A 23,931-nucleotide genomic window follows, 5' to 3' on the forward strand; every position below is an offset into this window, starting at 1 on the left:
GCTTCTGGTCAGTGTCTTTTTTGTAGGGAAATGAAGACGTTTATAGGGAATAAGCAATGGCAATTTTTTCTTGGTCTGAGGCTAAGCTTCTTGATACCAGTTTGAGTTCGCTTGATGGTTACTTTTCTGAGCCTCCAACCAGAGCGCAGACACTAACTGGGGGATTGACCAATCGATGTTGGAAGCTAGTAGCTGCCGATGGCACTGCTTACGTTTGGCGGCCAACTACACCTATCACCAAAGCGTTCTTCATCTCTCGTCATGAAGAGTTTCAAGTGCTGTCTGCAATTGAGCGTCTTGGCATCGGTCCAAGCCCTATCGTGGTCAATGAGCAGGGGCTACTGGTTGAGTGGATCGCTGGTGAGACGCTTTACGAAGATCTAGAACTCGATGACCTGTTGAAAACGTTGATCTCTGTACATCTGGTTAATACTGCGCGATTACCACTGCAACCATTCAGTTTCACAGCGCGAGTCGACCACTATTGGCTGCAGCTTGATGCGATTCATAAGACCGAAACCTGCACTAAGATTTATCAAGAGTGGCGCGTGGCCCCGAGTATTACCAATGTCGACCTGTCTTTGTGCCATTTTGATTTAGGTGGTTATAACCTAGTGAGAAACAGTGACGGTATTAAGATTATCGACTGGGAATACGCTGCGCTAGCAGACCCTAGGCTCGACTTAACCTTGACCATTGCAGTTACTGGAGTACCGGCCACTGAAGCGGTTGAGAAGTACTGTCAGCTGCGAGGTATCCATGATGTTCAGCCTTGGCTAGATGGTGTAGTAGCGTGGTTACCAAGAAGCCAAATGATGGCAATGCTTTGGTATTTACTTGCTCATCAGCTTTGGGGCGATGAAAGTTATTTGCAGGAAGCAGAGGCTCTAAGTCACACTTTATGTAGCTAGGATCACGTTTAGGAAGTGAAAAATATAATTTCGGTGGTCTTCCCTTTAAAACCTTGTTTTTCGTGTTAGATTGATCAAAACGTACCAATATTCAATGGGGGAGGTACAATGATTATCTATCTACATGGCTTCGACTCAACAAGCCCGGGCAATCACGAAAAAATACTGCAGTTGCAATTCATTGATGATGACGTTCGTTTCATCAACTACAGTACTTTGCATCCAAAACACGATATGCAACATTTGCTTAAAGAAGTGCATAAAGTGATAGAGCAATCCGACGATCCGCATCCAATTATTTGTGGTGTAGGCTTAGGTGGTTTTTGGTCTGAGCGCATTGGTTTCTTGTGTGGTATTAAGCAGGTGATTTTCAATCCAAACTTGCAACCTGAAAACAACATGGTAGGTCGAATTGACCGTCCTGAAGAGTACGAAGATATTGCGACCAAGTGTGTTGAGCAGTACCGTATGAAAAACAAAGGTCGCTGCCTAGTGGTGCTTTCTCGTGAAGACGAAATTCACGATAACTCCAAAACGGCTGCAGCGCTAGAAGATTACTACGATGTAATCTGGGACGATAAAGAGAGTCATAAATTCAAAAAGATCTCTCAACATCTTCAGGCAATGAAAGCATTTAAAAACGCTTAAATTATTCTGGTTATTTTATAAAAGCAGCACTCATCTGGGTGCTGCTTTTTTGTATCTGGATAACAAAGGTTACTATTGATGATGCGATCGTAGCCGCTATGTTAGCGAGCTTGCGCAAACGTTAACTATTTTGTGGCGAATCCTCATTGTGGGTAAGGATTTTTGTTGCGGTCATCTTTTTGCTATATATAATGTTCCCAAGCAAAATATTTTGACAAATATCAAAAAAAATTGAGAGCGAGTGAAAAACTTGCCCATTATTTGCGTTCTATCTCTCAGCTAGACGCCTTTTTTTCCATGTGAGCAAAGCGACAAACGAATGTTTGTTGTTTGTAATCCCTCTAACTACTCGGTGAGCTGTCGTTATTCTTTTTCGCGGTTATCCAATATGTCACAGCCTTATCAACAAGGCCGAGTAGATACATAGAATTTATCGGTTGGAGTAATCGAGCCGAGCCCCATTTATTCATTTTGTAGAGGATTGTCATTGTGACAAAAATTATCGTAGTAGGCGGCGGTGCTGGTGGTTTAGAACTAGCAACTAAGCTAGGCCGCACTTTAGGTCGTAAGAAACGTGCCCAGATCACTCTAGTAGACCGTAAAGCAAGCCACCTATGGAAACCATTACTTCATGAAGTAGCAACTGGCTCACTGGATGAAGGTGTTGATGCATTAAGCTACCGCGCGCACGCAAAAAACCATTACTTCGATTTCCAAATGGGCAGCCTGAACGACATCGACCGTGATCGTAAAGTGATTGCATTGAGTGAGTTGACCGACGAGCACGGTGAACTGCTGATGCCAAGCCGTGAACTTGAATACGATATTCTTGTTATGGCGCTAGGTTCAACGTCGAACGACTTCAACACTCCAGGTGTTCGTGACAACTGTATTTTCCTTGATAGTCCAGAACAAGCACACCGTTTCCGTACCGAAATGAACAACCAGTTCTTAAAGCTTCATGCTAAGAACGGTCAAGGAACGGTAGACATCGCGATTGTGGGTGCAGGTGCGACAGGTGTTGAGCTTTCTGCAGAGCTACACAACGCAGTTAAAGAGCTTCGCACTTACGGCTTCGGTGATCTAGATTCAAGCAAGCTGAATGTTAACCTTGTTGAAGCAGGTGAGCGTATTCTCCCAGCTCTACCTCCTCGAATTTCAAGCGCTGCGCACTCTGAGCTAACTAAGCTTGGTGTGAACGTTCGTACCAATACTATGGTAACGCAAGCCGACGCTGATGGCCTAACAACCAAAGATGGCGACAAGATCCCAGCTCAAATCATGGTATGGGCAGCAGGTATTAAAGCGCCGGACTTCATGAAAGATATTGGTGGTCTTGAAACTAACCGTATCAACCAACTGGTTGTGAAAAACACGCTGCAAACGACACTGGATGACAACATCTTTGCTATCGGTGACTTGGCACAATGTACCCAAGCAGATGGTTCATTTGTACCACCACGTGCACAAGCGGCTCACCAAATGGCAAGTTGTGCATTCAGCAACATCATTGCTAAGTTGAACGGTCGTGACCTGAAAGACTACATCTACAAAGACAAAGGCTCGCTGGTTTCACTAAGCCGTTTCTCTACAGTAGGTAGTTTGATGGGTAACCTGACCAAAGGTTCTATGATGGTTGAAGGTCGTATTGCTCGTGTGGTTTACATCTCTTTGTACCGCATGCACCAGATGGCGCTTCACGGCTTAATCAAAACATCACTGATGATGTTGGTTGGTCGTATTAACCGTGTACTTCGTCCAAACCTAAAGCTTCACTAATCAAGTAAGCTCTCTAAGGGCATTACGCTGATAATAAAAAAGAGCTCTTCGGAGCTCTTTTTTGATCGGGTCGATTACGTGCTATCGCTGGTTGCAAACTAACTAGAGCGTTAAGAGGTTGGAGGTAGCGCAGAATAAACCACGCCATCTTTTGGCTTACCGTTAAACAGAAATCGATTCTTGGCAATGGTTTCTCTTTCGGCTCCACACTTCTCTATCAGCTTTTGGCTTGGTAGGTTCTCGGTATCACAGACAATCTCTAGACGCGTTAACTTCAGTTGCGCGAAGCAAAATTCGAATAGGGCTAGCATCGCTTCTTTGGCGATCCCTTTTCTTTGAAATTCATCACCAACCCAATAACCTAAACTCGCCATATTAAAGGTGTGGTAAAGCTCATTGATCGCCACCATGCCGACAAGTTTATCGCTTTTTCGTTCAAAGATACCAAAGCCAAACGCGTCGGCTTTGACCCAATTTAAACGAGTTGCCAGAATGAATTTTTCTGCTTCGACGATAGAAAACTCATCGTGGCACCAGTCGACCCATGGCAGCAAGCTAGGGGAGGACTTGATGAGTTGTGAAAACTCTTGAGCGTCGGAAGCTTCAATAATCTTCAGACTGAGGTTTTGAGTATTGATTTGGAAGTCAGGGCTCATAGGACGTACCAAGTAACGTGTAAATGCTAGGTAAGGATAGTAAGTACCGCGCGAATATAGCCTGTACTTAATAAAACGCCCTCACAATGGAGGGCGTTTTGAATGATTAATATGAGTATAGCTTGGGCGTCAACAGAGTAACTGGTTCAGTAGCTATATCTCTGGGGCAGCTTACTGAGCGACGCGACGAACTTGAATCACCATGCCAAGAAGCGGGTGGTCAAGGTAGTGAGTTTCTGTACTGCGCATACGACGTTTTTGATCCATTCGGTAGCTCTTAAGGAACTCTTCCACTTCAACGGTTGGAGAAATTTCGGTTAGATTACCCACCTGAACATTGCTTTCTGCACCGCTTACTGGCGAATCTAGCTCGATTTGTTGTTCTTGTAGAGTGACTTCACGAACGCTTGGTGCTTTTAAATCTAGGGTCGTTTCAGCATATAGGTAGTGCTGTACGTAGATTTGCAGCTTACCGTCTAATTCGTAGAGTGGCTTATCAATAGTCTCTTCTTGGAAGCCATCGGCATTTGCTGTAGTTACTGCACCTTTCTCTGAGCCGTCAGCGTTGAAGTCTTTAGAGAAATCTTTACCTGCTTGAATGTGGAAAACCGGTGCTGAGCTCTTACCTTGGTCACCTTGACGCCAAGCCGTATGCATCAGGACTTCAAAGCCTGCGTGTTTACGTAGCTTGTCTTTCTGAGGTGTTAGCTTGTATTCCGAGTAAGGAAGCATTTTTACGCCTTTCTTTGCTCGGTATTGGGTATCTTGAAATGAACCAACGCGTTCAAGTGAAATCTTTGGCTGTATATTTGGCCAAGACTCATTCACTTTCTCTGCATCAACTGCGCGCTTGAAAATGATCACTTCTATATCAAATTGTCTCTGCGCCAAACTTGGCAGTGAGACGAACAATAGTAGCAGTGGGATCAGTCTTTTCATTTTTACTCCGTCTTCCAGCCGAACTACCGGCCGGATAATTTATATGTGCAAGTGGATTGGGTCTTATGCTGAAGGCAGCAAGTTTTGTCTGAATTCGCCCAATAAATCACTAACAAATTGAATTCGTTTCCGTCTGTCGACCAATGGTATCGTAAACTTGAACTTTGTTGGTCCTTCCATTGAAAACTTTTGCGGTTGAGATTGCAACAGTTTAACAAGGTAGGCCGGGTTTATGTCAGCATCCGGGTAGAATTCTAAGAATCCGCCTTTATCGTGAGCCTCAATTTTCTTCGCTTTAATAGATGCTGCCGCTAACTTAAGCTCAGAAACTGACAACAAGTTCTTGGTGGCATCAGGCAGAAGGCCGAAACGATCAATCAGCTCTACTTTCAACTCGGCCAATTCATCGGTGTCACTCACACTCGCAATACGCTTATAGGTAGATAAGCGCGTGTTGATGTCTGGGATGTAGTCATCTGGCAATAGTGCAGGTAAGCGCATCTCTATCTCAGTTTGTTCACGCAGTAGGTCATCAAGTGATGGTTCTCGACCTTCCTTCAATGCTTCAACCGCTTGTTCAAGCATTTCCATGTACAAGGTGAAACCAACCGACTGGATTTGACCACTTTGCTCATCGCCTAACAGCTCACCTGCACCACGAATCTCTAAGTCGTGAGTTGCTAGTGTGAAACCAGCGCCCAAGTCTTCGAGTGAAGCTATCGCGTCTAGTCGCTTGATCGCATCTTTGGTCATTGCTTTAGGGTGTGGCGTTAACAAGTAAGCATAAGCTTGGTGGTGCGAACGACCCACACGACCACGTAATTGGTGCAACTGTGCTAAACCAAGGTTATCGGCTCTGTCCATCAAGATGGTATTGGCCGTTGGTACATCGATACCGGTTTCGATGATGGTTGTACACACCAGCAAGTTAAAGCGCTGGTGGTAGAAGTCATTCATGATGCGTTCCAGTTCGCGCTCTCGCATCTGGCCATGAGCTACCGTTACGCGCGCTTCTGGAATCAGCTTCTGTAGTGACTCTGCTGTTTTCTCAATCGTGTCGACTTGGTTGTGCAGGAAGTAAACCTGACCACCACGCATAATTTCACGCAGCACCGCTTCTCTGACGATCGCATCATCACTCTCGCGAACGAAGGTTTTAATTGCCAAGCGTCGTGCGGGTGGTGTGGCGATGATAGACAAATCACGCATACCACTCATCGCCATGTTCAGCGTTCGCGGGATTGGTGTCGCGGTGAGCGTTAGGATGTCGACATCCGCACGCATCGCTTTCACTTTCTCTTTCTGACGCACACCGAAGCGGTGTTCTTCATCGACAACCAGCAAGCCAAGGTCTTTAAACTTAATATCACTAGAAAGCAGCTTGTGAGTACCCACCAAGATGTCGACCTTACCCTCGGCGACATCTTGCATGATCAGTTTTTGCTCTTTAGCTGATTTAAATCGAGACAGTACCTCAACACGAATCGGCAAGTTGGCGAAACGGTCTCGGAAGTTTTCAAAGTGTTGCTGAGCAAGCAGGGTGGTTGGCACTAGCACGGCTACTTGTTTACTGTTGTCGGTACATACGAATGCCGCGCGCATCGCGACTTCGGTTTTACCAAAGCCAACATCACCACACACCAAACGGTCCATGGCTTTTGCTTGGCACATGTCTGACATCACAGCATTGATGGCCATTGCTTGGTCATCGGTTTCTTCAAATGGGAAACCAGACTTGAAAGTCGCGTATTGGCCACGGTCGAGCACAAATTTGTAGCCTGGTTTCAGCTCACGCTTAGCGTAAACATCAAGTAGCTCCGCTGCAACATCACGTACTTTCTCTGCGGCGCGTTTTCGAGCTTTTTGCCACGCTTCGCCACCGAGTTTATGCAGTGGTGCTGAATCTTCAGCGCCACCAGAGTAACGTCCTATTAAGTTTAAAGATGCAACTGGCACGTAGAGCTTGGCATCGTTTTGATATTCAAGCGTTACATATTCGGTTTTCATGCCGCCGGCTTCGAGTGTTTGCAGGCCGATGTAGCGGCCAATACCATGGTCAATGTGAACAACAGGTTGACCCGGTTTAAGCTCCGCTAAGTGACGAATGACAGTATCACTGTTAACGCTTTTCTTGTCTTTTTTACGGCGTTGAACAACGCGATCACCCAGTAGGTCACTTTCACAGATAAGGGCGATGTTCCGCTCTTCGTGGATAAAGCCATGTTCAGCTGAACCTAGGATTAGGCTGAATTTATCTTTACCTTTAATCGCAGCGTCAAGGTTTTCAACTTCGCTTGGACGAACTTTAATGCCTCGAAGTAATTCACTCAGAGCCTCACGACGACCTTCTGACTCAACTGAAAAGACCACTTTGCCTTCGAAGGCTTCAGTGAACTTTCTTAGGTTTGCGAGTGGCTCTTTATTCTGATGCTGAACACTGAGATCAGGAAGAGACACAACCGGAAGGTTGGTACGTCCGGCTTTCTCTTCAATTGAATCTAAGCTCAGATTAACTTGTGGCTTCTGTTTGAAGTGTGCGAACAGCTCGTCTTTCTTTAGCCACAGTTGTTCAGGTGTGAGCAGTGGTCGCAATGGGTCTACACCGCGCTGTTCGTATCTATGAGCAACGTCGGTTAGGAATGAATCTACTGCAGTCTCGACATCACCTAGAATCAGCAGTTGCGCTTCATCGGCAACGTAATCAAACAAGGTTTCAGTGTGATCAAAGAACAGCGGCTGCCAATACTCGATACCAGCAGGCCAAGTACCTTTTGAAACCTGCATATAAACCGATTCTGGTTCGCGGCGCGCATCAAACTGTTGGCGCCAACGAATACGGAAATCTTCAATCGCCGTTTCCGAGGTCGGGAATTCGTGAGCAGGCAGCAGGCGAATCTCAGAGATGTCTTCGATAGAACGCTGGTTTTCAGGATCGAAAGTACGAATAGTGTCGATCTCGTCATCGAAAAAATCGATTCGATACGGGTCTTTACTGCCCATAGGGAACAGGTCAAGAATAGAACCACGGCTTGCGTATTCACCTGGCCCAAATACTTGATCAACGTAACGGTAGCCTGATTTTTCAAGTTGTAGGCGCAGTTTCTCAAGCGAGTAGAGATCGCCCGTTTTCACCATTAACGTGTGTTGTAGTAAAAAGTCTCGCGGTGACTGGCGTTGCAATAACGTGCTGATCGGAACGATCGTGATGCCATTTTTTAGTGTTGGCAGTGCATAAAGGCGTGCGATACGATCTGATATGATCTCTTGGTGTGGCGAGAAGTTATCGTATGGCAGGGTTTCCCAGTCAGGGAATAACGCGACTTCATGTGCTGTAAACTGTTCAATTTCAGATTGAAGCTTAAGAGCAACTTGTGGGTCCGGTACAGCCAATACTGTATGACTGTTGTGTTGCTCTGCAAGTTTGGCAATGGCAAGAGCGAGAGACGAACCAACTAGGTTACCGATGTGCTTTTTGTCACCGGCACCTTTAAGTTTAGGTAGTGTAAATATGGATTGTTTGGTCATATTAATTTACTTGTTATCTCTATCTAGAGAGCGTTGACGCAAGAGTTTCTGTTGTTGATGAAGTGCTGCTTTAATGAGCAGATCTTGGTCGGCATCGCGAAGATGAGCGTATTTAAATTTGATTTCGAAACCAGAGTCTTTAGCTTCGCTAGAAAATACTTCTGCGTAGCAATAAATAGCCGCTGCAGGGTGTTCTAGGAAAAGTTTGGCTTTTACCAAACGACCCAGTTCGATGTCTGCTTTTGAAAAGCAGGAAAACTGACTCGCACCAAACGAATAGGTGTGAGTACGAAATTTCTCATCATCTTGTTGCGATAACATAAAGCTCAACAAAAGATTTAATTTTGAGTTTTGTGCATCCAATAAACTGGTGACATTCTTCAAGTCGCTGTTTTTCAGTTCAGCACGAGCGTTGTCAGCTAGCAGATCCAATTGGCTAAATTCACTTGCCACTACAAACGGGGCTGGGATCTCAGATTCGAATTGAATTTGAGAAGGTAAAGTGAAGCCGCTGTCCATTGGTTCAATATTCGCGGTAAGGCTGTGGTGAACGGTGAAAAACTCTTGTTCTGTCATGCGTTAGTTCCTTGAAGTGATCTATTGATTATCGCTATGTGGCCGCAGTAATCAAGGTCAGTTAATTGAAAGTCTCAAATAGTTGTTTGAAATTTGGCGATTTGACAAGGTTCTGTTTTTCAAGCCTAACTAATTGAGTTAATTCACTCTATATTTTCAATTACCCCCTACACAGTAACAGCAATACCCGTTACATTAACCCGCATCCCTTTTAGATGGTTCAAAGTATGTTTCATCCTATTTCGTTGTTTGTTGGCCTACGTTATTTGAAAGGCCGTTCAGGTGATCGCTTTAGCCGTTTTGTTTCTTATATGTCGACGGCAGGTATCACCATTGGTGTGTTGTCTTTGGTTACTGTTTTATCGGTAATGAATGGATTCGAAGCGCAGTTAAAAGACCGAATTCTTGGTGTTCTTCCTCAAGCGGTGGTTTATGAACAAGGCGGTACCACCTCTCTTTCTGCTCAAGCGCCTAATTTTGCAGAGCAAATCTCGCTTAATGGCCACGTTGAACCGATTGTCCGCAGTGAGGCGGTAATTCAAAGTCCTGCTCAGTTATCTGCAGGGCTGTTAATCGGCATTGAACCTAATTCAGATGACCCTCTTCAAGACCATCTAATTGCAGGTCGATTGTCTTCACTTAAAGCGGGGCAATATCAGTTGTTCCTCGGTCATACCTTGGCGAGAAACCTAAAGGTATCTATGGGTGACAAAGTTCGCCTGATGGTGACCAGCGCTAGCCAATACACACCGCTTGGACGTATTCCAAGCCAACGAAATTTCACCGTTGCTGGTATTTTCAATACGGGCTCTGATATCGATGCTCAATTGATGGTGACCGATATTAAAGATGCTGGGCGTTTGATGCGCTACAAATCAGACACCATTTCAGGCTGGAGACTGTTTTTTGAAGACCCGTTTGAAGTCGCGGAGTTATCGACTCAACCATTACCTGAAGGTTGGTTGTGGAGTGATTGGCGAGACCAACGTGGTGAGTTATTCCAAGCCGTTCGTATGGAAAAAAACATGATGGGCTTAATGCTTGGGCTTATCATCGGTGTTGCTGCTTTCAATATTATCTCTGCACTTATCATGGTGGTGATGGAGAAGCAGTCTGAAGTCGCGATTCTTAAGACCCAAGGCATGACCGATGGTCAAGTCATGGGAATCTTCATGGTTCAAGGCGCGAGTAGTGGCGTGATTGGCGCACTCTCTGGTGGTGTGTTAGGCGTTGCCCTAGCGATGAACCTTAATACTATTTTAGAGGCGATGGGCGTTGCTCTATTCTCATTTGGTGGCCAGCTACCAATTTTGATTAATCCAATTCAAATCGCCGTTGTTGTGGTTTTGGCTATTGCACTTAGCCTGATTGCCACTGTATTCCCTTCTTATCGTGCATCGTCTGTGAAACCTGCTGAGGCCCTTCGTTATGAGTAATTTTCTTCAATGTAATGATATCCGTAAAACGTACCGTGAAGGCTCGTTAGATACTGAGGTGCTCAAGGGGGTCAGCTTTGAAATCGAAAAGGGTGAGCTAGTAGCAATCATCGGTACCTCTGGCTCGGGAAAAAGTACCTTGCTGCATATCTTAGGCGCATTAGACGACGCTTCTGCGGGCAGGGTGAGCTTTCTTGGTCAGGACTTAGCATCTTTGAGTTCGAATAAGCAGGCCAAGCTTCGCAACCAGCATCTTGGCTTTGTTTATCAATTCCATCACCTTCTTTCTGATTTTTCAGCGTTAGAAAATGTAGCAATGCCGTTGTTGATTGGTGGTGAAAAGCCAGCTAAAGCAAAACAAGAAGCGCAACGCCTGTTGGATAAAGTTAGATTGAGTCATCGTGTTGATCACCGACCTTCAGAGCTTTCTGGTGGTGAAAGGCAACGTGTGGCGATTGCTCGTGCATTGGTGAATAAGCCTGCGTTAGTGTTGGCGGATGAACCAACCGGGAACCTAGACCATAACACCGCACTGTCTATTTACGATTTAATGCGTGAACTGAACCGTGAGTACGATACTGCCTTTTTGGTCGTGACTCACGATGGTGAACTTGCCGGTAAGATGGATCGTCAACTTCACATGCAAGACGGTTTACTGGTCAACGTAGAAAAAGAGGAGAGCTAAGTGTTTTCTTCTTTATCTTTATTGATAGGCGGTCGCTTTAGCCGAGCGAAACAACGAGACAAAATGGTGTCGTTTATCTCTTTGTCTTCGACGATTGGTATTGCGGTTGGCGTAGCCGTGATCATTATCGGTTTATCTGCCATGAATGGTTTTGAACGAGAGCTTGAATCACGAGTACTTTCTGTCATTCCTCACGGTGAGTTTGAAGGTGTGAATAAGCCTGTGACTCGTTGGGAACATGTTATTGAGGAGTCGGTAAAGCACGATAAAGTTATTGCTGCGGCGCCTTATGTAAAAATTACTGCGCTTGCAGAAAAGGGCAAAGAGCTGAAAGCGATTGAAGTTCGAGGGGTTGACCCACAACTTGAGCAACAAGTCTCGAGTTTATCGAGCTTTATTGATAAGCAAGCTTGGAGCGAGTTTAAGGCCGGGCAACAGCAAATTATCTTGGGTTCTGGTGTAGCGAATGTGTTGGGGGCGAAAGTCGGTGATTATCTGACTTTGATGATTCCAACGGTGAATGGTTCTGTGAAGGTCCAGGCGCCAAAACGTGTTCGAGTGAAAGTGGTTGGCTTACTGACGCTTAACGGACAGATAGATCACAGCTTGGCTCTCATCCCTATTGGTGATGCTCAAGTTTACGCGAACTTAGGTGAAGCGGTGACTGGAGTTTCCTTAAAAGTGACCGATGTGCTGAACGCGAACTCTATTGTACGTGAAGTGGGTAATCAGCTTGATGTGTATGTGTACTTGCGCAGCTGGCAACAAAAATTTGGCTTCTTATATCGAGATATCCAACTGGTTCGCACCATTATGTATCTGGTGATGGTACTGGTTATTGGCGTCGCTTGTTTCAACATAGTTTCGACCTTAATGATGGCAGTGAAAGACAGAGCATCAGAGATCGCAATTTTAAGAACAATGGGCGCATCAGACGGCCTTGTTAAGCGCATCTTTGTTTGGCAGGGCGTATTCTCAGGCGTGTTAGGCAGTTTAGTGGGAAGTGCGATCGGCGTGTTGGTGGCACTTAATCTCACCACGCTTATAAAAGGTCTTGAGAAGTTGGTCGATCACCAGTTCTTGTCGGGTGATATCTACTTTGTCGACTTCTTGCCCTCACAACTGAATATGATGGATGTAATTGTCGTTTCAGGTACAGCGATTGTGTTGAGCTTGCTGGCGACATGGTACCCAGCATCACGAGCGGCGAAGTTAAACCCAGCCTCGGTGCTTAGTTCAAAGTAATACTCGAAGTCATGGTCTAAGTAATACGCCCTGTAATTATTCGCGATATACAAGCGGCACAAACAAAAAAGGATCCCTGATGGGATCCTTTTTTATTGAATTCAATTCGTGTTGTTTGCGACTTTGGTTACATACCAATATTGCAGAGTTCTGTTGTTCATCTGACTTTAACTTGTGTGTGTTTTAAGTAAGGCACATACAAGGATAGATTGGATAACAAGGAAAAGTTGTTCAGTATCTTGCTTGTCGTTTCTTCCAACTTCTTACTACTGAATAACGCCATAAGCCGCGGATACCAAAGTAGCCAATCATCGCTGAAGCCACGCCACAAATCATACACCCTAGCAGGAATGGAGGCCCGATGGTGCTCATTTGCGCCAAGATGAAGTCCCAAGACAGTTCGAAATGAAAAGCTTGTGGTGGCACATGCATAACAAACGCCCCAACTTTATAAGCAAAGTAGAAGAGAACGGGCATGGTAACTGGGTTACTGATCCAAACAAGTGCGACAGCCAAAGGTAGGTTAACGCCACATGCGACAGCAAGGCCTGCAGACATAATCATTTGGCTTGGTAGAGGGACAAACGCCATGAATAACCCAACAGCGAACGCGCCGGCCGCAGAGCGACGATTAAGGCACCATAAGTTGGGGTTGTACAAAACATTGCCAAAAACTCTCAATGCTTTCTGACGCTTGATTAGCTCATGGTCAGGCATAAATCGTTTGATAAACTTTCTTGGCATAGGAGGAAGCTACTCTCTTGTTTAACACTTGGTTCTTGATTTCATTTGCTGCGACAGTTGTGTCTGCCAGCTTCTGGCCTGTGATGCCACATTGGGTTTGGGCATCATTGATGCTTTTGTTACTTATAGCATCAACAAAGTATAGCGTTTTCCGGAGTGCAAGAGGTCCAGTAACAGCATTGATACTAGTTATTTGCCTTGGGAATACAATTGAAATACAGACAAGTCGATTATTTCAATCCGGGCAGAATACTACCATAAATGCTTCGGTTGTTAGCCTTTTTAGTGAAAATAGCCACGGTTTTGAAAGTGTAATAGTAGCCAGATCAATTGGCGGCGAAAAATTAATCTTTCCTCAATTGATAAAATTACGATTATTTACTCCTTTTAAGTTAACGCTTGGAGATGACGTCTACTTATCTGCGTCCATAAAGCCGGTATGGGGCAAACTCAATGAGGCGGGCTTTGATCTAGAAAAGTACTTGTTTAGTTCCGGCGTGGTTGCCAATGCAACTTACAGAGCCGATACCAAATATCGAATTCACTCTAGCACGAGTTTGCGATCTCAATGGTTTGAAACCAGCCTTGGAAGGTTAAGCCAGTTAGAAAACAAAGATCTCATTATGGCTTTAAGTTTTGGCTATCGAGCTCTAATTAATCCTCAGCGTTGGGATTTGCTTAAAAGTAGTGGCTTGATCCACTTGATGGCTATCTCGGGGCTCCATATTGGGATTGCCTTTGGTATCGGTTATCAGGTCGGAAAGATACTCAGGTTACTGTCACCTTCATTTCTTTGGTTACCCACAATATTCGGGCTCGGTTTAGCCTATTTCTACAGTTGGTTTGCTGGATTCACCCTACCTACATTAAGAGCTTTAGTGATGTGTGTCATCGCAAGTTACTTTTTATGGCGTGGACAAAATATCAGTTTGCTCCGATATGTTGGTTTAAGCTTGTGCGTGGTTCTGTTGATTTGGCCATTTTCAGCATTGTCGAGCAGTTTTTGGTTGTCATTTGGCGCGTTGGGCGCCGTTCTTTATATTGCGTTGAATAGTCAGACACCCTATTCAAACTCAACATTTATCGACCGAGCACTACAGCTCTTCAAGATTCAGCTAATGCTGACATTCCTGATTACACCGTTTTCGATGCTGTTCTTTAGCGGAGTTAGCTTAGTCTCTGTTTTCTACAATTTACTTCTTTTGCCTTGGATATCGATGGTGACGATCCCGCTGTTGTTTTTGGCAATGTTTCTCAGCTTAATATCGGAGTCAGTGTCTGGCTTGGTTGATATAACAGCGCTAGACAATGGTTTGGTTAGTCAGCTGTGGAAGTTGGTCGACTTGTCGCTTGAACCTCTCGTATTTAGCCTTCCTTTCTCTGAGCCATTTTGGATTCAAGTAGATAATCATGTGATTGCACTATCTGTATTCCTTATTTTGTTTTTGGGTTTTGTCAGTCGATATCTCAAGAGAACAGTATCGATATTGGTCATTGCAGTGTTTGTGCTGTGGTGGGAATTCGGCAAACCCCAGCAAGGAAAATTAACCATAGATATATTAGATGTCGGACATGGGTTGTCTTTGGTATTGGAAAAGAACAATCAGGTCATTGTTTACGATCTTGGTAATGCATGGCCAGGAGGTTCGGTTGTCGAATCCTTGTTGATTCCTACTTTGAATCAGAGGGGGATTTATGAATTAGAAGGCGTGATTGTGAGTCATTTTGATTCTGACCATGCTGGCGGCTATCCGGCGTTACTTGAAAGCTACGATCCCAAGTGGATAAGAAGCAGTCAGAATATTAATCAACAAACACAATATACCACTCAAACTCAGTCAAATATTCAAGCATGTACTATTGGAGAGGATTGGAACTGGCAAAATATTGTTTTTGAAGTGTTGTGGCCTCCAAAGCAAGTGAAGAGGGCGTATAACCCGCATTCGTGTGTGGTCAAGATTTCAGAGCCAAGTACAGATTTCTCAATGTTGCTCACTGGTGATATTGAACTGGTAAGTGAGTGGTTACTAGCTCGTGAAGGTGAACAGCTCAGGAGTGATGTAATGCTGGTTCCGCATCATGGTAGTGATTCGTCGTCGATTAAACCGTTTATTGAGGCCGTGTCACCTCAGTTAGCGATAGCTTCTTTGGCCAAAGGCAATCAGTGGGGAATGCCGAGCAGATCTGTTGTGGGACGTTATCAGGAAGTAGGGAGTACCTGGCTTGATACTGGAGAAAGCGGACAAATAACCATCACTCTTAGTGACGAAGGTTGGCAATATCATACGATTAGAGAACAACAAGGCAGGCAGTGGTATAGGCAGATGCTTCGTAAGGGAGTAGAATAGATAGATTATTGTGAGAAAATTAAGCGATTCTATGTCAACACAAACAGATGAAACTACCTGGGTCACATTTAAAAGACTTTGGACTTATATTCGACTATATAAGGCCGGCCTAGGTGTTGCGGTAATTGCGCTTATTATAAATGCCGTTTCTGATACCTATATGATTTCCTTACTAAAGCCGTTACTTGATGAAGGCTTTGGTAATGCTGAATCTGACTTTTTACGCACGCTCCCTATTATTATCTTTGCCATGATGTTTATTCGTGGTGTCAGTGGTTTCGTCTCAACCTATTGTTTGAGCTGGGTTTCTGGCAATGTAGTGATGGAAATTCGTCGTAAAATATTCAGTCATTTCATGCATATGCCTGTTTCTTTCTTCGATAAAGAACAGACAGGTGCACTGCTATCCCGAATTACTTACGATTCAGAGCAAGTGTCTGCAGCAACCAGTAAAGCGTTAGTCAGTATCGTCCGTGAAGGTGCAAGTATTATTGGCTTGTTGACATTAATGTTCTGGAATAGCTGGCAATTGTCTTTGGTGTTATTTGCTGTAGCACCCGTTGTCGCTTGGGCTATTACCATAGTATCCAAGCGATTCAGAAAGATCTCTAAGAATATGCAGACCAGTATGGGCCATGTGGCTTCGTCTGCAGAGCAAATGTTGAAAGGGCATAAAGTTGTTCTAACTTATGGTGGTCAAGACATCGAGAAGCAACGTTTTGATCAAGTGAGCAATCAAATGCGCCAACAGAGTATGAAGTTAGTAACAGCACAAGCAGCCGCTAACCCAATAATTCAAATGATTGCGTCTGTTGCCGTTGTGACTGTTTTGATCTTGGCTAGTTTTGATTCTATTAAAGCAGAGCTCACTCCTGGTACATTTACTGTAATTTTCTCTGCGATGTTCGGCTTAATGCGTCCATTAAAAGCATTGACTAATGTAACGTCTCAGTTCCAACGCGGTATGGCCGCGAGTACAACTTTGTTTGGTTTGATGGATCTAGATACTGAGCAAAACAAAGGGACGTTGAAGCCTGAATTTGTTAGTGGCGAAGTGGCTGTTAAAGATGTGACCTTTACTTATGATGGTGCAGAGAAACCAGCACTCGATAAGGTCAGCTTCAATATACCGAAAGGTAAAACTGTCGCACTTGTTGGTCGTTCGGGCTCGGGCAAGAGCACCATTGCCAACCTATTTACTCGTTTTTATGACGTAGACTCAGGTTCAATTGAACTGGATGGCCACGACATTCGCGATTACGAATTGAGAAATCTGCGGGAGCACTTTGCTCTTGTATCTCAAAATGTGCACCTATTTAATGATACGGTCGCGAACAACATCGCTTACGCCGCACACGATGAATATTCCCGAGAGCAAATTGAACATGCAGCTAAACTTGCCCATGCGAGTGAGTTTATCGAAAACATGGAAAATGGTATTGATACGGTTGTTGGCGAGAATGGTGGCAATCTATCAGGTGGTCAAAGACAACGTATTGCGATTGCACGAGCTCTACTGAGAGATGCACCGGTTTTGATTCTTGATGAGGCAACGTCTGCACTGGATACAGAGTCAGAGAGAGCTATTCAATCTGCACTAGAAGAACTGCAGAAAGACAAAACAGTATTAGTTATCGCACACCGACTCTCTACCATAGAGCAAGCCGATGAGATTCTAGTGGTTGATGATGGTCATATTGTAGAAAGAGGTGCGCACGCCGAACTAATCGCACATGATGGTGCTTATGCGCAGTTACACCGAATTCAATTCAGTGGATAAGATTAGGTCTTGTTGTGATCGAAAAGATTTGGTTTAACAATCACCCTTTGAAATACCTTCTCTGGCCGCTATTGTGGCCATTGAGTTTGCTGTTCAAAATGATCAGCGGTCAACGTCGTGATGCTTATCTATCGGGGAAGAAAGAGACCTACCGTCCACCATTGCCAGTAATTGTTGTTGGTAATATTACCGCTGGTGGTAATGGTAAAACACCGGTTGTGATTTGGTTGGTTGAGATGTTGCAAGCCAACGGCTTTAAGCCAGGTGTGGTGTCGCGAGGTTATGGAGCTAAAGCGCCAAGCTATCCACTCGTACTAGATGAAAATACACCAGCCGAATATTCGGGTGATGAACCTCGTTTGATCCGTAAGCGAACTGGTGCGCCAGTTGCAGTCGATCCTGTGCGTGCTAACGCAGTGAAAGCATTGCTGAGCAAAGGCGTTGATGTGATTATCACTGACGATGGCCTTCAGCATTACGCACTTGAACGCGATATTGAATTTGCGGTTATCGATGGTGCAAGACGTTTTGGCAATGAGAGCTTGATTCCACTCGGTCCATTACGAGAGCCAGTATCACGTTTAGAAGAGGTCGACTTTTTGGTTAACAATGGCGGTAAAGCGCATGGGCGAGAGTTCTCGATGTCTTTGCTTCCAAGCCAAGCAGTTAACCTGAGGACGGGTCAGAAAAGGTCTGTGGCAGAATTACAGAAGCTGGTGGCTTTTGCCGGTATTGGCCACCCACCGCGCTTTTTTAAAACATTGGAAGATCTTGATGGTGATGTGGTCTTTACACAGGGCTTCGCCGACCATCAAGATTTTGATAAAGATGAACTTCATGCCTTAGCTAAGAAAGGTATGAATATGATTATGACAGAAAAAGACGCTGTAAAATGCGAAGAATATGCTCAAGACAACTGGTGGTATCTTCCAGTTTCTGCGCAGTTTGATGAAGGTTCGCAACAGCAAATTTTAAAAAGAATAAAAGAGGTTATGGAATACTATGGATCACCGTCTACTTGAGATCGTTGCTTGCCCTGTATGTAAAGGTAAACTAACTTTTGACAAGGATAAGCAAGAGCTTGTTTGTAAAATTGATCGCCTTGCTTACCCAATTAAAGAGGGTATTCCTGTTCTTTTAGAACCTGAAGCTCGCACCGTTTCAATGGATGAGGGTAAGTAATGTCTTATACGGTTGTTATACCTGCAAGATACCAATCGAGCCGTTTACCAGGTAAGCCTCTGGCTGACATTGGTGGCAAGCCGATGATCCAATGGGTATACGAACAGTCAATGAAGGCAGGTGCTGATAACGTTATTATCGCTACCGACGACGCTCGAGTTGAAAAAGCGGCTAAAGCATTTGGTGCGACCGTTTGTATGACGTCACCGAATCATGAATCAGGCACTGAGCGTCTAGCTGAAGTGATTGAAGTTATGAAGATTCCTGATGATCATATTATCGTGAATGTTCAAGGTGATGAGCCACTTATCCCACCTGCGATCATTAATCAGGTTGCGAACAATCTTGCGAACAGTACAGCTCCGATGGCAACGTTAGGTGTGGAAATCACTCATGCTGATGAAGTGTTTAACCCTAACGCCGTTAAAGTTGTAACTGATAAAGACGGTTACGCCTTGTATTTTAGCCGAGCAACCATCCCTTGGGATCGCGATGCTTACGCGAACAACGGTACTGCAGCGGAATCTCCTTTGCTGCGTCATATTGGTATCTATGCTTATCGAGCGGGTTTCATCAATACCTACATCAATTGGGAACCAAGTACTCTTGAGCGTATTGAGTGCCTAGAGCAATTACGAGTGCTTTGGTACGGTGAAAAAATCCACGTAGACGTTGCGGCTGAAGCACCAGCTGCGGGTGTTGATACGCCTGAAGACCTTGAAGCGGTTCGAGCTATTATTGGCTAAGCTTCTTTGAGCGACTACTTCTTTGCTCTACAAAAATGCAAAATCATGAGCCTTGCTTGTTGCGAGGCTTTTTTCTATCTATCGAAAAGTGCGCTATCGAAAAGCGGATGCGTGTCTGATTGACCTAAGCAAACGGATATTGAGTCGGTTGCATTGGTTTATGCATCATCAACACGGAATTATCTGAGATTTACCTCGCTCGACTTCCAATTTTTCTCTATAATATGCCGCCTATAAAGTAGTGGCGAATCGCTAGTACAGAATAAAACTTACGACAAAACGTGGAGTAAAAGATGCCTTCTCAAAGCCCAGTGATTACGGTTGATGGACCAAGTGGTGCAGGTAAAGGTACCCTGTGTATGTTGCTAGCAGATAAGCTAGGCTTTCATCTTCTAGACTCAGGCGCGATCTATCGCGTATTGGCTTTAGCGGCAATTCACCACGGTGTGGATACTGAATCAGAAGATGCTTTAGTACCACTTGCTACACACTTAGACGTGCAGTTTATTGCTGAAGGCGACTTAGTTAAGGTTATCCTAGAAGGTGAAGATGTGTCTGGTGAACTTCGCAAAGAAGAGACGGGCATGGCGGCTTCAAAAGTTGCTGCTTTACCTCGCGTTCGCGAAGCACTGCTTCGTCGTCAACGTGCATTCAGCGCCGCGCCTGGTTTGGTTGCAGATGGCCGTGACATGGGAACGGTTGTGTTTCCTGAAGCTGAAGCGAAAATATTTTTAGATGCAAGTGCTGAAGAGCGTGCGAGTCGCCGCCTTAAACAGTTGCAACAGAAGGGGTTAGATGTTAAATTTGACGACCTTTTGAGCGAGATCCAAGAGCGAGACGACCGAGATCGTAATCGCCCAGTGGCGCCACTTCGCCCTGCAGAGGATGCTCTAGTGCTTGACTCCACCTCAATGAATATTGAGCAGGTAGTAGAAAAAGCACTACACTATATTGAATCGAAACTGGCTGGGTAATTTCGCCGAGCTAGTACGAACGTTGGTCGCAAGGATGATGACCGGCGAATTTATCAACCCCATGCGGTAGGATACCCATGGACGTTTAATTATTGAAGATTAAATAATGACTGAATCTTTTGCTCAACTCTTTGAAGAGTTTCTATCTGAAACTGAATTCCAACAAGGCAGCATCGTTAAAGGTACTGTAGTAGCTATCGAGAACGGTTTCGTTCTTGTAGACGCTGGTCTTAAGTCTGAATCTGCTATCCCTGCTGAACAATTCAAGAACGCTGCTGGCGAACTTGAAGTTGAAGTTGGTGCTGAAGTAGACGTAGCTCTAGACGCTGTTGAAGATGGTTTCGGTGAGACTCAACTTTCTCGTGAGAAAGCTAAGCGTCACGAAGCTTGGATCGTACTTGAGAAAGCTTGCGAAGAAGCTGAAACTGTTGTTGGTATCATCAACGGTAAAGTTAAAGGCGGTTTCACTGTTGAACTTAACGGTATCCGTGCTTTCCTTCCAGGTTCTCTAGTAGACGTACGTCCTATCCGTGACACTGCTCACCTAGAAAACAAAGAGCTAGAGTTCAAAGTAATCAAGCTAGACCAGAAGCGTAACAACGTTGTTGTTTCTCGTCGTGCTGTTATCGAATCTGAAAACAGTGTTGAGCGTGACGAACTTCTTGAAACTCTACAAGAAGGTACTGAAGTTAAAGGTATCGTTAAGAACCTTACTGACTACGGTGCATTCGTTGACCTTGGCGGTGTTGACGGTCTTCTACATATCACAGATATGGCTTGGAAGCGCGTTAAGCACCCATCAGAGATCGTTAACGTTGGTGACGAAATCCTAGTTAAAGTTCTTAAGTTCGATCGTGAGCGCACTCGTGTTTCACTAGGTCTTAAGCAACTAGGCGAAGATCCATGGGTAGCAATCGCTAAGCGTTACCCAGAAGGTCACAAGCTTTCTGGTCGTGTTACAAACCTAACTGACTACGGCTGCTTCGTTGAAATCGAAGAAGGCGTTGAAGGTCTAGTACACGTTTCTGAAATGGATTGGACTAACAAGAACATCCACCCTTCTAAAGTTGTTAATGTTGGCGACGAAGTTGAGGTTATGGTTCTTGATATCGACGAAGAGCGTCGTCGTATCTCTCTAGGTCTGAAACAGTGTAAAGCTAACCCATGGCAGTCATTTGCAGAAATGCAAGCTAAGGGCGACAAAGTTACTGGTAAGATCAAGTCTATCACTGACTTTGGTATCTTCATCGGTCTAGAAGGCGGTATCGACGGTCTAGTACACCTATCTGACATTTCTTGGAACGCTGCAGGCGAAGAAGCTGTACGTGAATACAAGAAAGGCGACGAAATCTCTGCTGTTGTTCTAGCAGTAGATGCAGAGCGTGAGCGTATTTCTCTTGGCGTTAAGCAAATGGAAAACGACCCGTTCAACGCATACGTTGCTGACAACAAGAAAGGTGTTCTTGTAAACGGTACTGTTACTGCAGTTGACGCGAAAGGCGCTACTATCGAGCTAATCGAAGGCGTTGAAGGTTACATCCGCGCTTCTGAAGTTTCTCGCGACCGTATCGAAGATGCATCTCTAATCCTAAGCGTTGGCGACAGCGTTGAAGCGAAGTTCACTGGTGTAGACCGTAAGAACCGCGTAATCAACCTATCTATCAAAGCTAAAGATGAAGCTGATGAGCAAGAAGCAATGGCTTCACTGAACAAGTCTGAAGAAGGCGCGTTCGGTAACGCAATGGCAGACGCATTCAAAGCTGCTAAAGGCGAATAATTTAATTTTTCGCTAAGAAAGGAGCCGTAAGGCTCCTTTTTTTTTGCTTATTTTTCCGATAGGTCTATAATTTCTAAAAAGAAAACCAACGAGGGTAACTATGACTAAGTCTGAATTGATTGAAAGACTATGCGCTGAACAAACGCATCTTTCTGCAAAAGAAATTGAAGACGCTGTAAAAGACATTTTAGAGCACATGGCTTCAACACTAGAAAGTGGTGATCGAATCGAAATTCGCGGCTTTGGCAGCTTTTCTCTGCATTACCGTGAACCTCGTGTTGGACGTAATCCTAAAACTGGTGACAAGGTTGAGTTGGAAGGCAAATACGTTCCTCACTTTAAACCAGGTAAAGAGCTACGTGAACGAGTAAACTCAGGACTGTAGCCTACTTATCGGAATTAAGAAAAGCGGCATACTATAATGTATGCCGCTTTTTTATGACCATAATATGGTGGTCTGATTAGTAATTTTCCTGCATAATCGTACAGCTAACTAACCAATGAGTGATGAACTATGAAAATTATAAAAATAGTCGCCGTTATCGCACTTTTCCTAATTGCACTGGCTTTAGGCTCTCAAAACCAAACAACTGTGAATTTCAACTATCTGCTAGCGCAAGGTGACTTCCACCTATCAAGTTTACTAGGCGTTGTGTTCGTTTCAGGCTTTGGCCTTGCTTGGTTAGTCTTTGGCAATATGCACATGCGGTCTCAGCTAAAAATTCATCGCTTGAAGAAGCAACTCAATAAGCAATCAAAGCAGGTCGCTGCTGATACTAAAGCTTAAAGGCTATATTTGATGTTAGAGTTACTGTTCTTACTTTTGCCCATCGCAGCCGCTTATGGTTGGTATATGGGTAATCGTAATGCTCAGCAAGAAAAACAAAAGCAATCACACCAGATCTCCCGTCAATACGTGACGGGTTTGAACCTATTACTGTCAGACCAATCTGACAAAGCGGTTGATCACTTCATTGAATTACTTCAAGTAGACAATGAAACCATTGATACTCACTTGGCTTTGGGCAACTTGTTTCGCTCAAGAGGCGAAGTAGACCGCGCTATTCGTATTCACCAAAATCTTATCTCTCGTTCGGGGCTTACTCTCGATCAGAAAAATCTCGCACTGCAACAATTAGCTAAAGACTATATGGTCTCTGGTTTTCTTGATCGCGCCGAAAAAATCTTTGAACAGCTTGTAGAAGAACCCGACCACAAAGAGGGCGCTTTGCAGCAGTTAGTTGCTATTTATCAGCAAACTCGAGAGTGGAATAAGGCTATCCATTACGGAAATATCCTCGTTAAGCTTGGTAAGAAGAAAATGAAAATGCGTGCGACAGTAGCGCATTTTTGGTGTGAACTTGCGATGCAGGAACAAGCTGATGGTAATCGCTCTAAAGCACTTCAGCACTTCAAGAAGGCGCTTTCTGAAGATCCTAAATGTGTCCGTGCCAGTATTGCTTTAGGTAAGTTCCACTTAGCGAATGAAGATTACCAAAAGACAATTGATTGTCTGGAGTCGGTACTCGAACAAGATATCGATTTTATTAGTGAGGTGTTGCCAACCCTTGCTGAGTGTTACCACAAACTTGGGCAAGAAGCGCTATTGGTCGAGTTCCTTAAAGCGTGTATTCAGAATAAAGCCGGTGTATCCGCTGAATTGATGCTTGCTCAGTTGGTCGCGCATCATGAAGACATTGGTTCTGCTCAAGAGTTACTGACCAAGCAGCTTGTCAAAAACCCAACTATGAAAGGTTTTTATCGATTAATCGATTATCACCTAGCAGAAGCCGAAGAAGGTCGAGCAAAAGAAAGCTTAACTACGCTTCAATCTATGGTTGGTGAACAGCTTAAGGTTAAGCCTCATTATCGTTGTCGTCAGTGTGGATTCTCAACACACTCAATGTATTGGCACTGCCCTTCATGTAAAGGGTGGGGGACGATCAAGCCTATTCGTGGGCTTGATGGTGAATAGATTTG

21 protein-coding genes are annotated in these 23,931 nt (G+C 44.6%); 16 read left to right on the forward strand and 5 right to left on the reverse strand.

Annotated elements, in window-relative coordinates; genetic code table 11:
* Window positions 1–56 precede the first annotated feature (56 nt).
* From ATB74_RS13870 to ATB74_RS13880, 3 genes are all read left to right on the forward strand, one after another.
* Window positions 57–911: a phosphotransferase gene (locus ATB74_RS13870; RefSeq protein ID WP_061018942.1), complete on the forward strand. Its 855-nt coding sequence runs from the start codon at window positions 57–59 to the stop codon at window positions 909–911.
* Between the two features lie 108 nt (window positions 912–1,019).
* The gene (gene ycfP / locus ATB74_RS13875) at window positions 1,020–1,559 is read left to right on the forward strand and encodes an alpha/beta hydrolase YcfP (RefSeq protein WP_060982857.1); all 540 of its coding nucleotides are present in this window, start codon (window positions 1,020–1,022) and stop codon (window positions 1,557–1,559) included.
* Window positions 1,560–2,048: 489 nt separating this feature from the next.
* Window positions 2,049–3,338, forward strand: a complete 1,290-nt coding sequence (locus ATB74_RS13880; RefSeq protein ID WP_060982856.1) for an NAD(P)/FAD-dependent oxidoreductase — start codon at window positions 2,049–2,051, stop codon at window positions 3,336–3,338.
* A gap of 110 nt (window positions 3,339–3,448) precedes the next feature.
* Here ATB74_RS13880 and ATB74_RS13885 read toward each other — a convergent pair whose 3' ends face one another.
* From ATB74_RS13885 to ATB74_RS13900, 4 genes are all read right to left on the reverse strand, one after another.
* Window positions 3,449–3,994: a GNAT family N-acetyltransferase gene (locus ATB74_RS13885; RefSeq protein ID WP_060982855.1), complete on the reverse strand. Its 546-nt coding sequence runs from the start codon at window positions 3,992–3,994 to the stop codon at window positions 3,449–3,451.
* A gap of 171 nt (window positions 3,995–4,165) precedes the next feature.
* Window positions 4,166–4,933, reverse strand: a complete 768-nt coding sequence (locus ATB74_RS13890) for a peptidoglycan binding protein CsiV (RefSeq protein WP_061018943.1) — start codon at window positions 4,931–4,933, stop codon at window positions 4,166–4,168.
* A 63-nt stretch (window positions 4,934–4,996) separates the two neighbouring features.
* The gene (gene mfd, locus ATB74_RS13895) at window positions 4,997–8,458 is read right to left on the reverse strand and encodes a transcription-repair coupling factor (RefSeq protein WP_061018944.1); all 3,462 of its coding nucleotides are present in this window, start codon (window positions 8,456–8,458) and stop codon (window positions 4,997–4,999) included.
* Between the two features lie 6 nt (window positions 8,459–8,464).
* Window positions 8,465–9,034 (reverse strand): hypothetical protein, encoded by a 570-nt coding sequence (locus tag ATB74_RS13900; protein ID WP_061018945.1) that lies wholly within the window; start codon window positions 9,032–9,034, stop codon window positions 8,465–8,467.
* Window positions 9,035–9,261: 227 nt separating this feature from the next.
* Here ATB74_RS13900 and lolC point away from each other — a divergent pair, with 227 nt between their 5' ends.
* The 3 genes from lolC to lolE are packed head-to-tail and all read left to right on the forward strand — an operon-like array spanning window position 9,262 to window position 12,400.
* Window positions 9,262–10,470, forward strand: coding sequence for a lipoprotein-releasing ABC transporter permease subunit LolC (gene lolC / locus ATB74_RS13905; RefSeq protein ID WP_061018946.1), 1,209 nt, complete (start codon window positions 9,262–9,264; stop codon window positions 10,468–10,470).
* Window positions 10,463–11,155, forward strand: a complete 693-nt coding sequence (lolD, locus tag ATB74_RS13910; protein ID WP_061018947.1) for a lipoprotein-releasing ABC transporter ATP-binding protein LolD — start codon at window positions 10,463–10,465, stop codon at window positions 11,153–11,155. Before lolC ends, lolD begins: the two co-directional genes overlap by 8 nt.
* Complete coding sequence (lolE, locus tag ATB74_RS13915) at window positions 11,156–12,400, forward strand: lipoprotein-releasing ABC transporter permease subunit LolE (RefSeq protein ID WP_061018948.1); 1,245 nt, start codon at window positions 11,156–11,158, stop codon at window positions 12,398–12,400.
* Window positions 12,401–12,631: 231 nt separating this feature from the next.
* Here lolE and ATB74_RS13920 read toward each other — a convergent pair whose 3' ends face one another.
* A complete protein-coding gene (locus ATB74_RS13920) occupies window positions 12,632–13,144 on the reverse strand; it encodes a DUF2062 domain-containing protein (protein WP_060982848.1) in 513 nt (170 codons plus the stop codon).
* Window positions 13,145–13,161: 17 nt separating this feature from the next.
* Between ATB74_RS13920 and ATB74_RS13925 the strand changes: the two genes are divergently transcribed.
* The 10 genes from ATB74_RS13925 (at window position 13,162) to lapB (ending at window position 23,926) form a co-directional block, all read left to right on the forward strand.
* Entirely contained in the window at window positions 13,162–15,492 is a 2,331-nt protein-coding gene (locus ATB74_RS13925; RefSeq protein WP_061018949.1) for a DNA internalization-related competence protein ComEC/Rec2, read from the forward strand.
* Between the two features lie 31 nt (window positions 15,493–15,523).
* The gene (msbA, locus tag ATB74_RS13930; RefSeq protein ID WP_061018950.1) at window positions 15,524–17,272 is read left to right on the forward strand and encodes a lipid A ABC transporter ATP-binding protein/permease MsbA; all 1,749 of its coding nucleotides are present in this window, start codon (window positions 15,524–15,526) and stop codon (window positions 17,270–17,272) included.
* 14 nt (window positions 17,273–17,286) lie between these two features.
* Window positions 17,287–18,294: a tetraacyldisaccharide 4'-kinase gene (gene lpxK / locus ATB74_RS13935; protein WP_061018951.1), complete on the forward strand. Its 1,008-nt coding sequence runs from the start codon at window positions 17,287–17,289 to the stop codon at window positions 18,292–18,294.
* On the forward strand, window positions 18,275–18,454 hold the full coding sequence (locus ATB74_RS13940) for a Trm112 family protein (RefSeq protein ID WP_004736429.1): 180 nt from the start codon (window positions 18,275–18,277) through the stop codon (window positions 18,452–18,454). Before lpxK ends, ATB74_RS13940 begins: the two co-directional genes overlap by 20 nt.
* Entirely contained in the window at window positions 18,454–19,200 is a 747-nt protein-coding gene (kdsB, locus tag ATB74_RS13945) for a 3-deoxy-manno-octulosonate cytidylyltransferase (RefSeq protein ID WP_009847141.1), read from the forward strand. The genes ATB74_RS13940 and kdsB overlap by 1 nt, the downstream gene beginning before the upstream one ends.
* 293 nt (window positions 19,201–19,493) lie before the next feature.
* Complete coding sequence (gene cmk / locus ATB74_RS13950; RefSeq protein WP_017060237.1) at window positions 19,494–20,174, forward strand: (d)CMP kinase; 681 nt, start codon at window positions 19,494–19,496, stop codon at window positions 20,172–20,174.
* Between the two features lie 106 nt (window positions 20,175–20,280).
* On the forward strand, window positions 20,281–21,951 hold the full coding sequence (gene rpsA, locus ATB74_RS13955; RefSeq protein WP_010439921.1) for a 30S ribosomal protein S1: 1,671 nt from the start codon (window positions 20,281–20,283) through the stop codon (window positions 21,949–21,951).
* A gap of 100 nt (window positions 21,952–22,051) precedes the next feature.
* Window positions 22,052–22,336 carry an integration host factor subunit beta gene (ihfB, locus tag ATB74_RS13960; RefSeq protein WP_010439923.1) on the forward strand — a complete coding sequence of 95 codons (285 nt, stop codon included), beginning with the start codon at window positions 22,052–22,054 and terminating at the stop codon, window positions 22,334–22,336.
* A 129-nt stretch (window positions 22,337–22,465) separates the two neighbouring features.
* Complete coding sequence (locus ATB74_RS13965) at window positions 22,466–22,738, forward strand: LapA family protein (RefSeq protein ID WP_010439925.1); 273 nt, start codon at window positions 22,466–22,468, stop codon at window positions 22,736–22,738.
* 12 nt (window positions 22,739–22,750) lie between these two features.
* Window positions 22,751–23,926: a lipopolysaccharide assembly protein LapB gene (lapB, locus tag ATB74_RS13970; RefSeq protein WP_060982844.1), complete on the forward strand. Its 1,176-nt coding sequence runs from the start codon at window positions 22,751–22,753 to the stop codon at window positions 23,924–23,926.
* Window positions 23,927–23,931: the final 5 nt, after the last annotated feature.

This window comes from Vibrio splendidus (assembly GCF_001557875.1).
In the GTDB taxonomy this organism is placed as follows: Bacteria; Pseudomonadota; Gammaproteobacteria; order Enterobacterales; family Vibrionaceae; genus Vibrio; species Vibrio splendidus_F.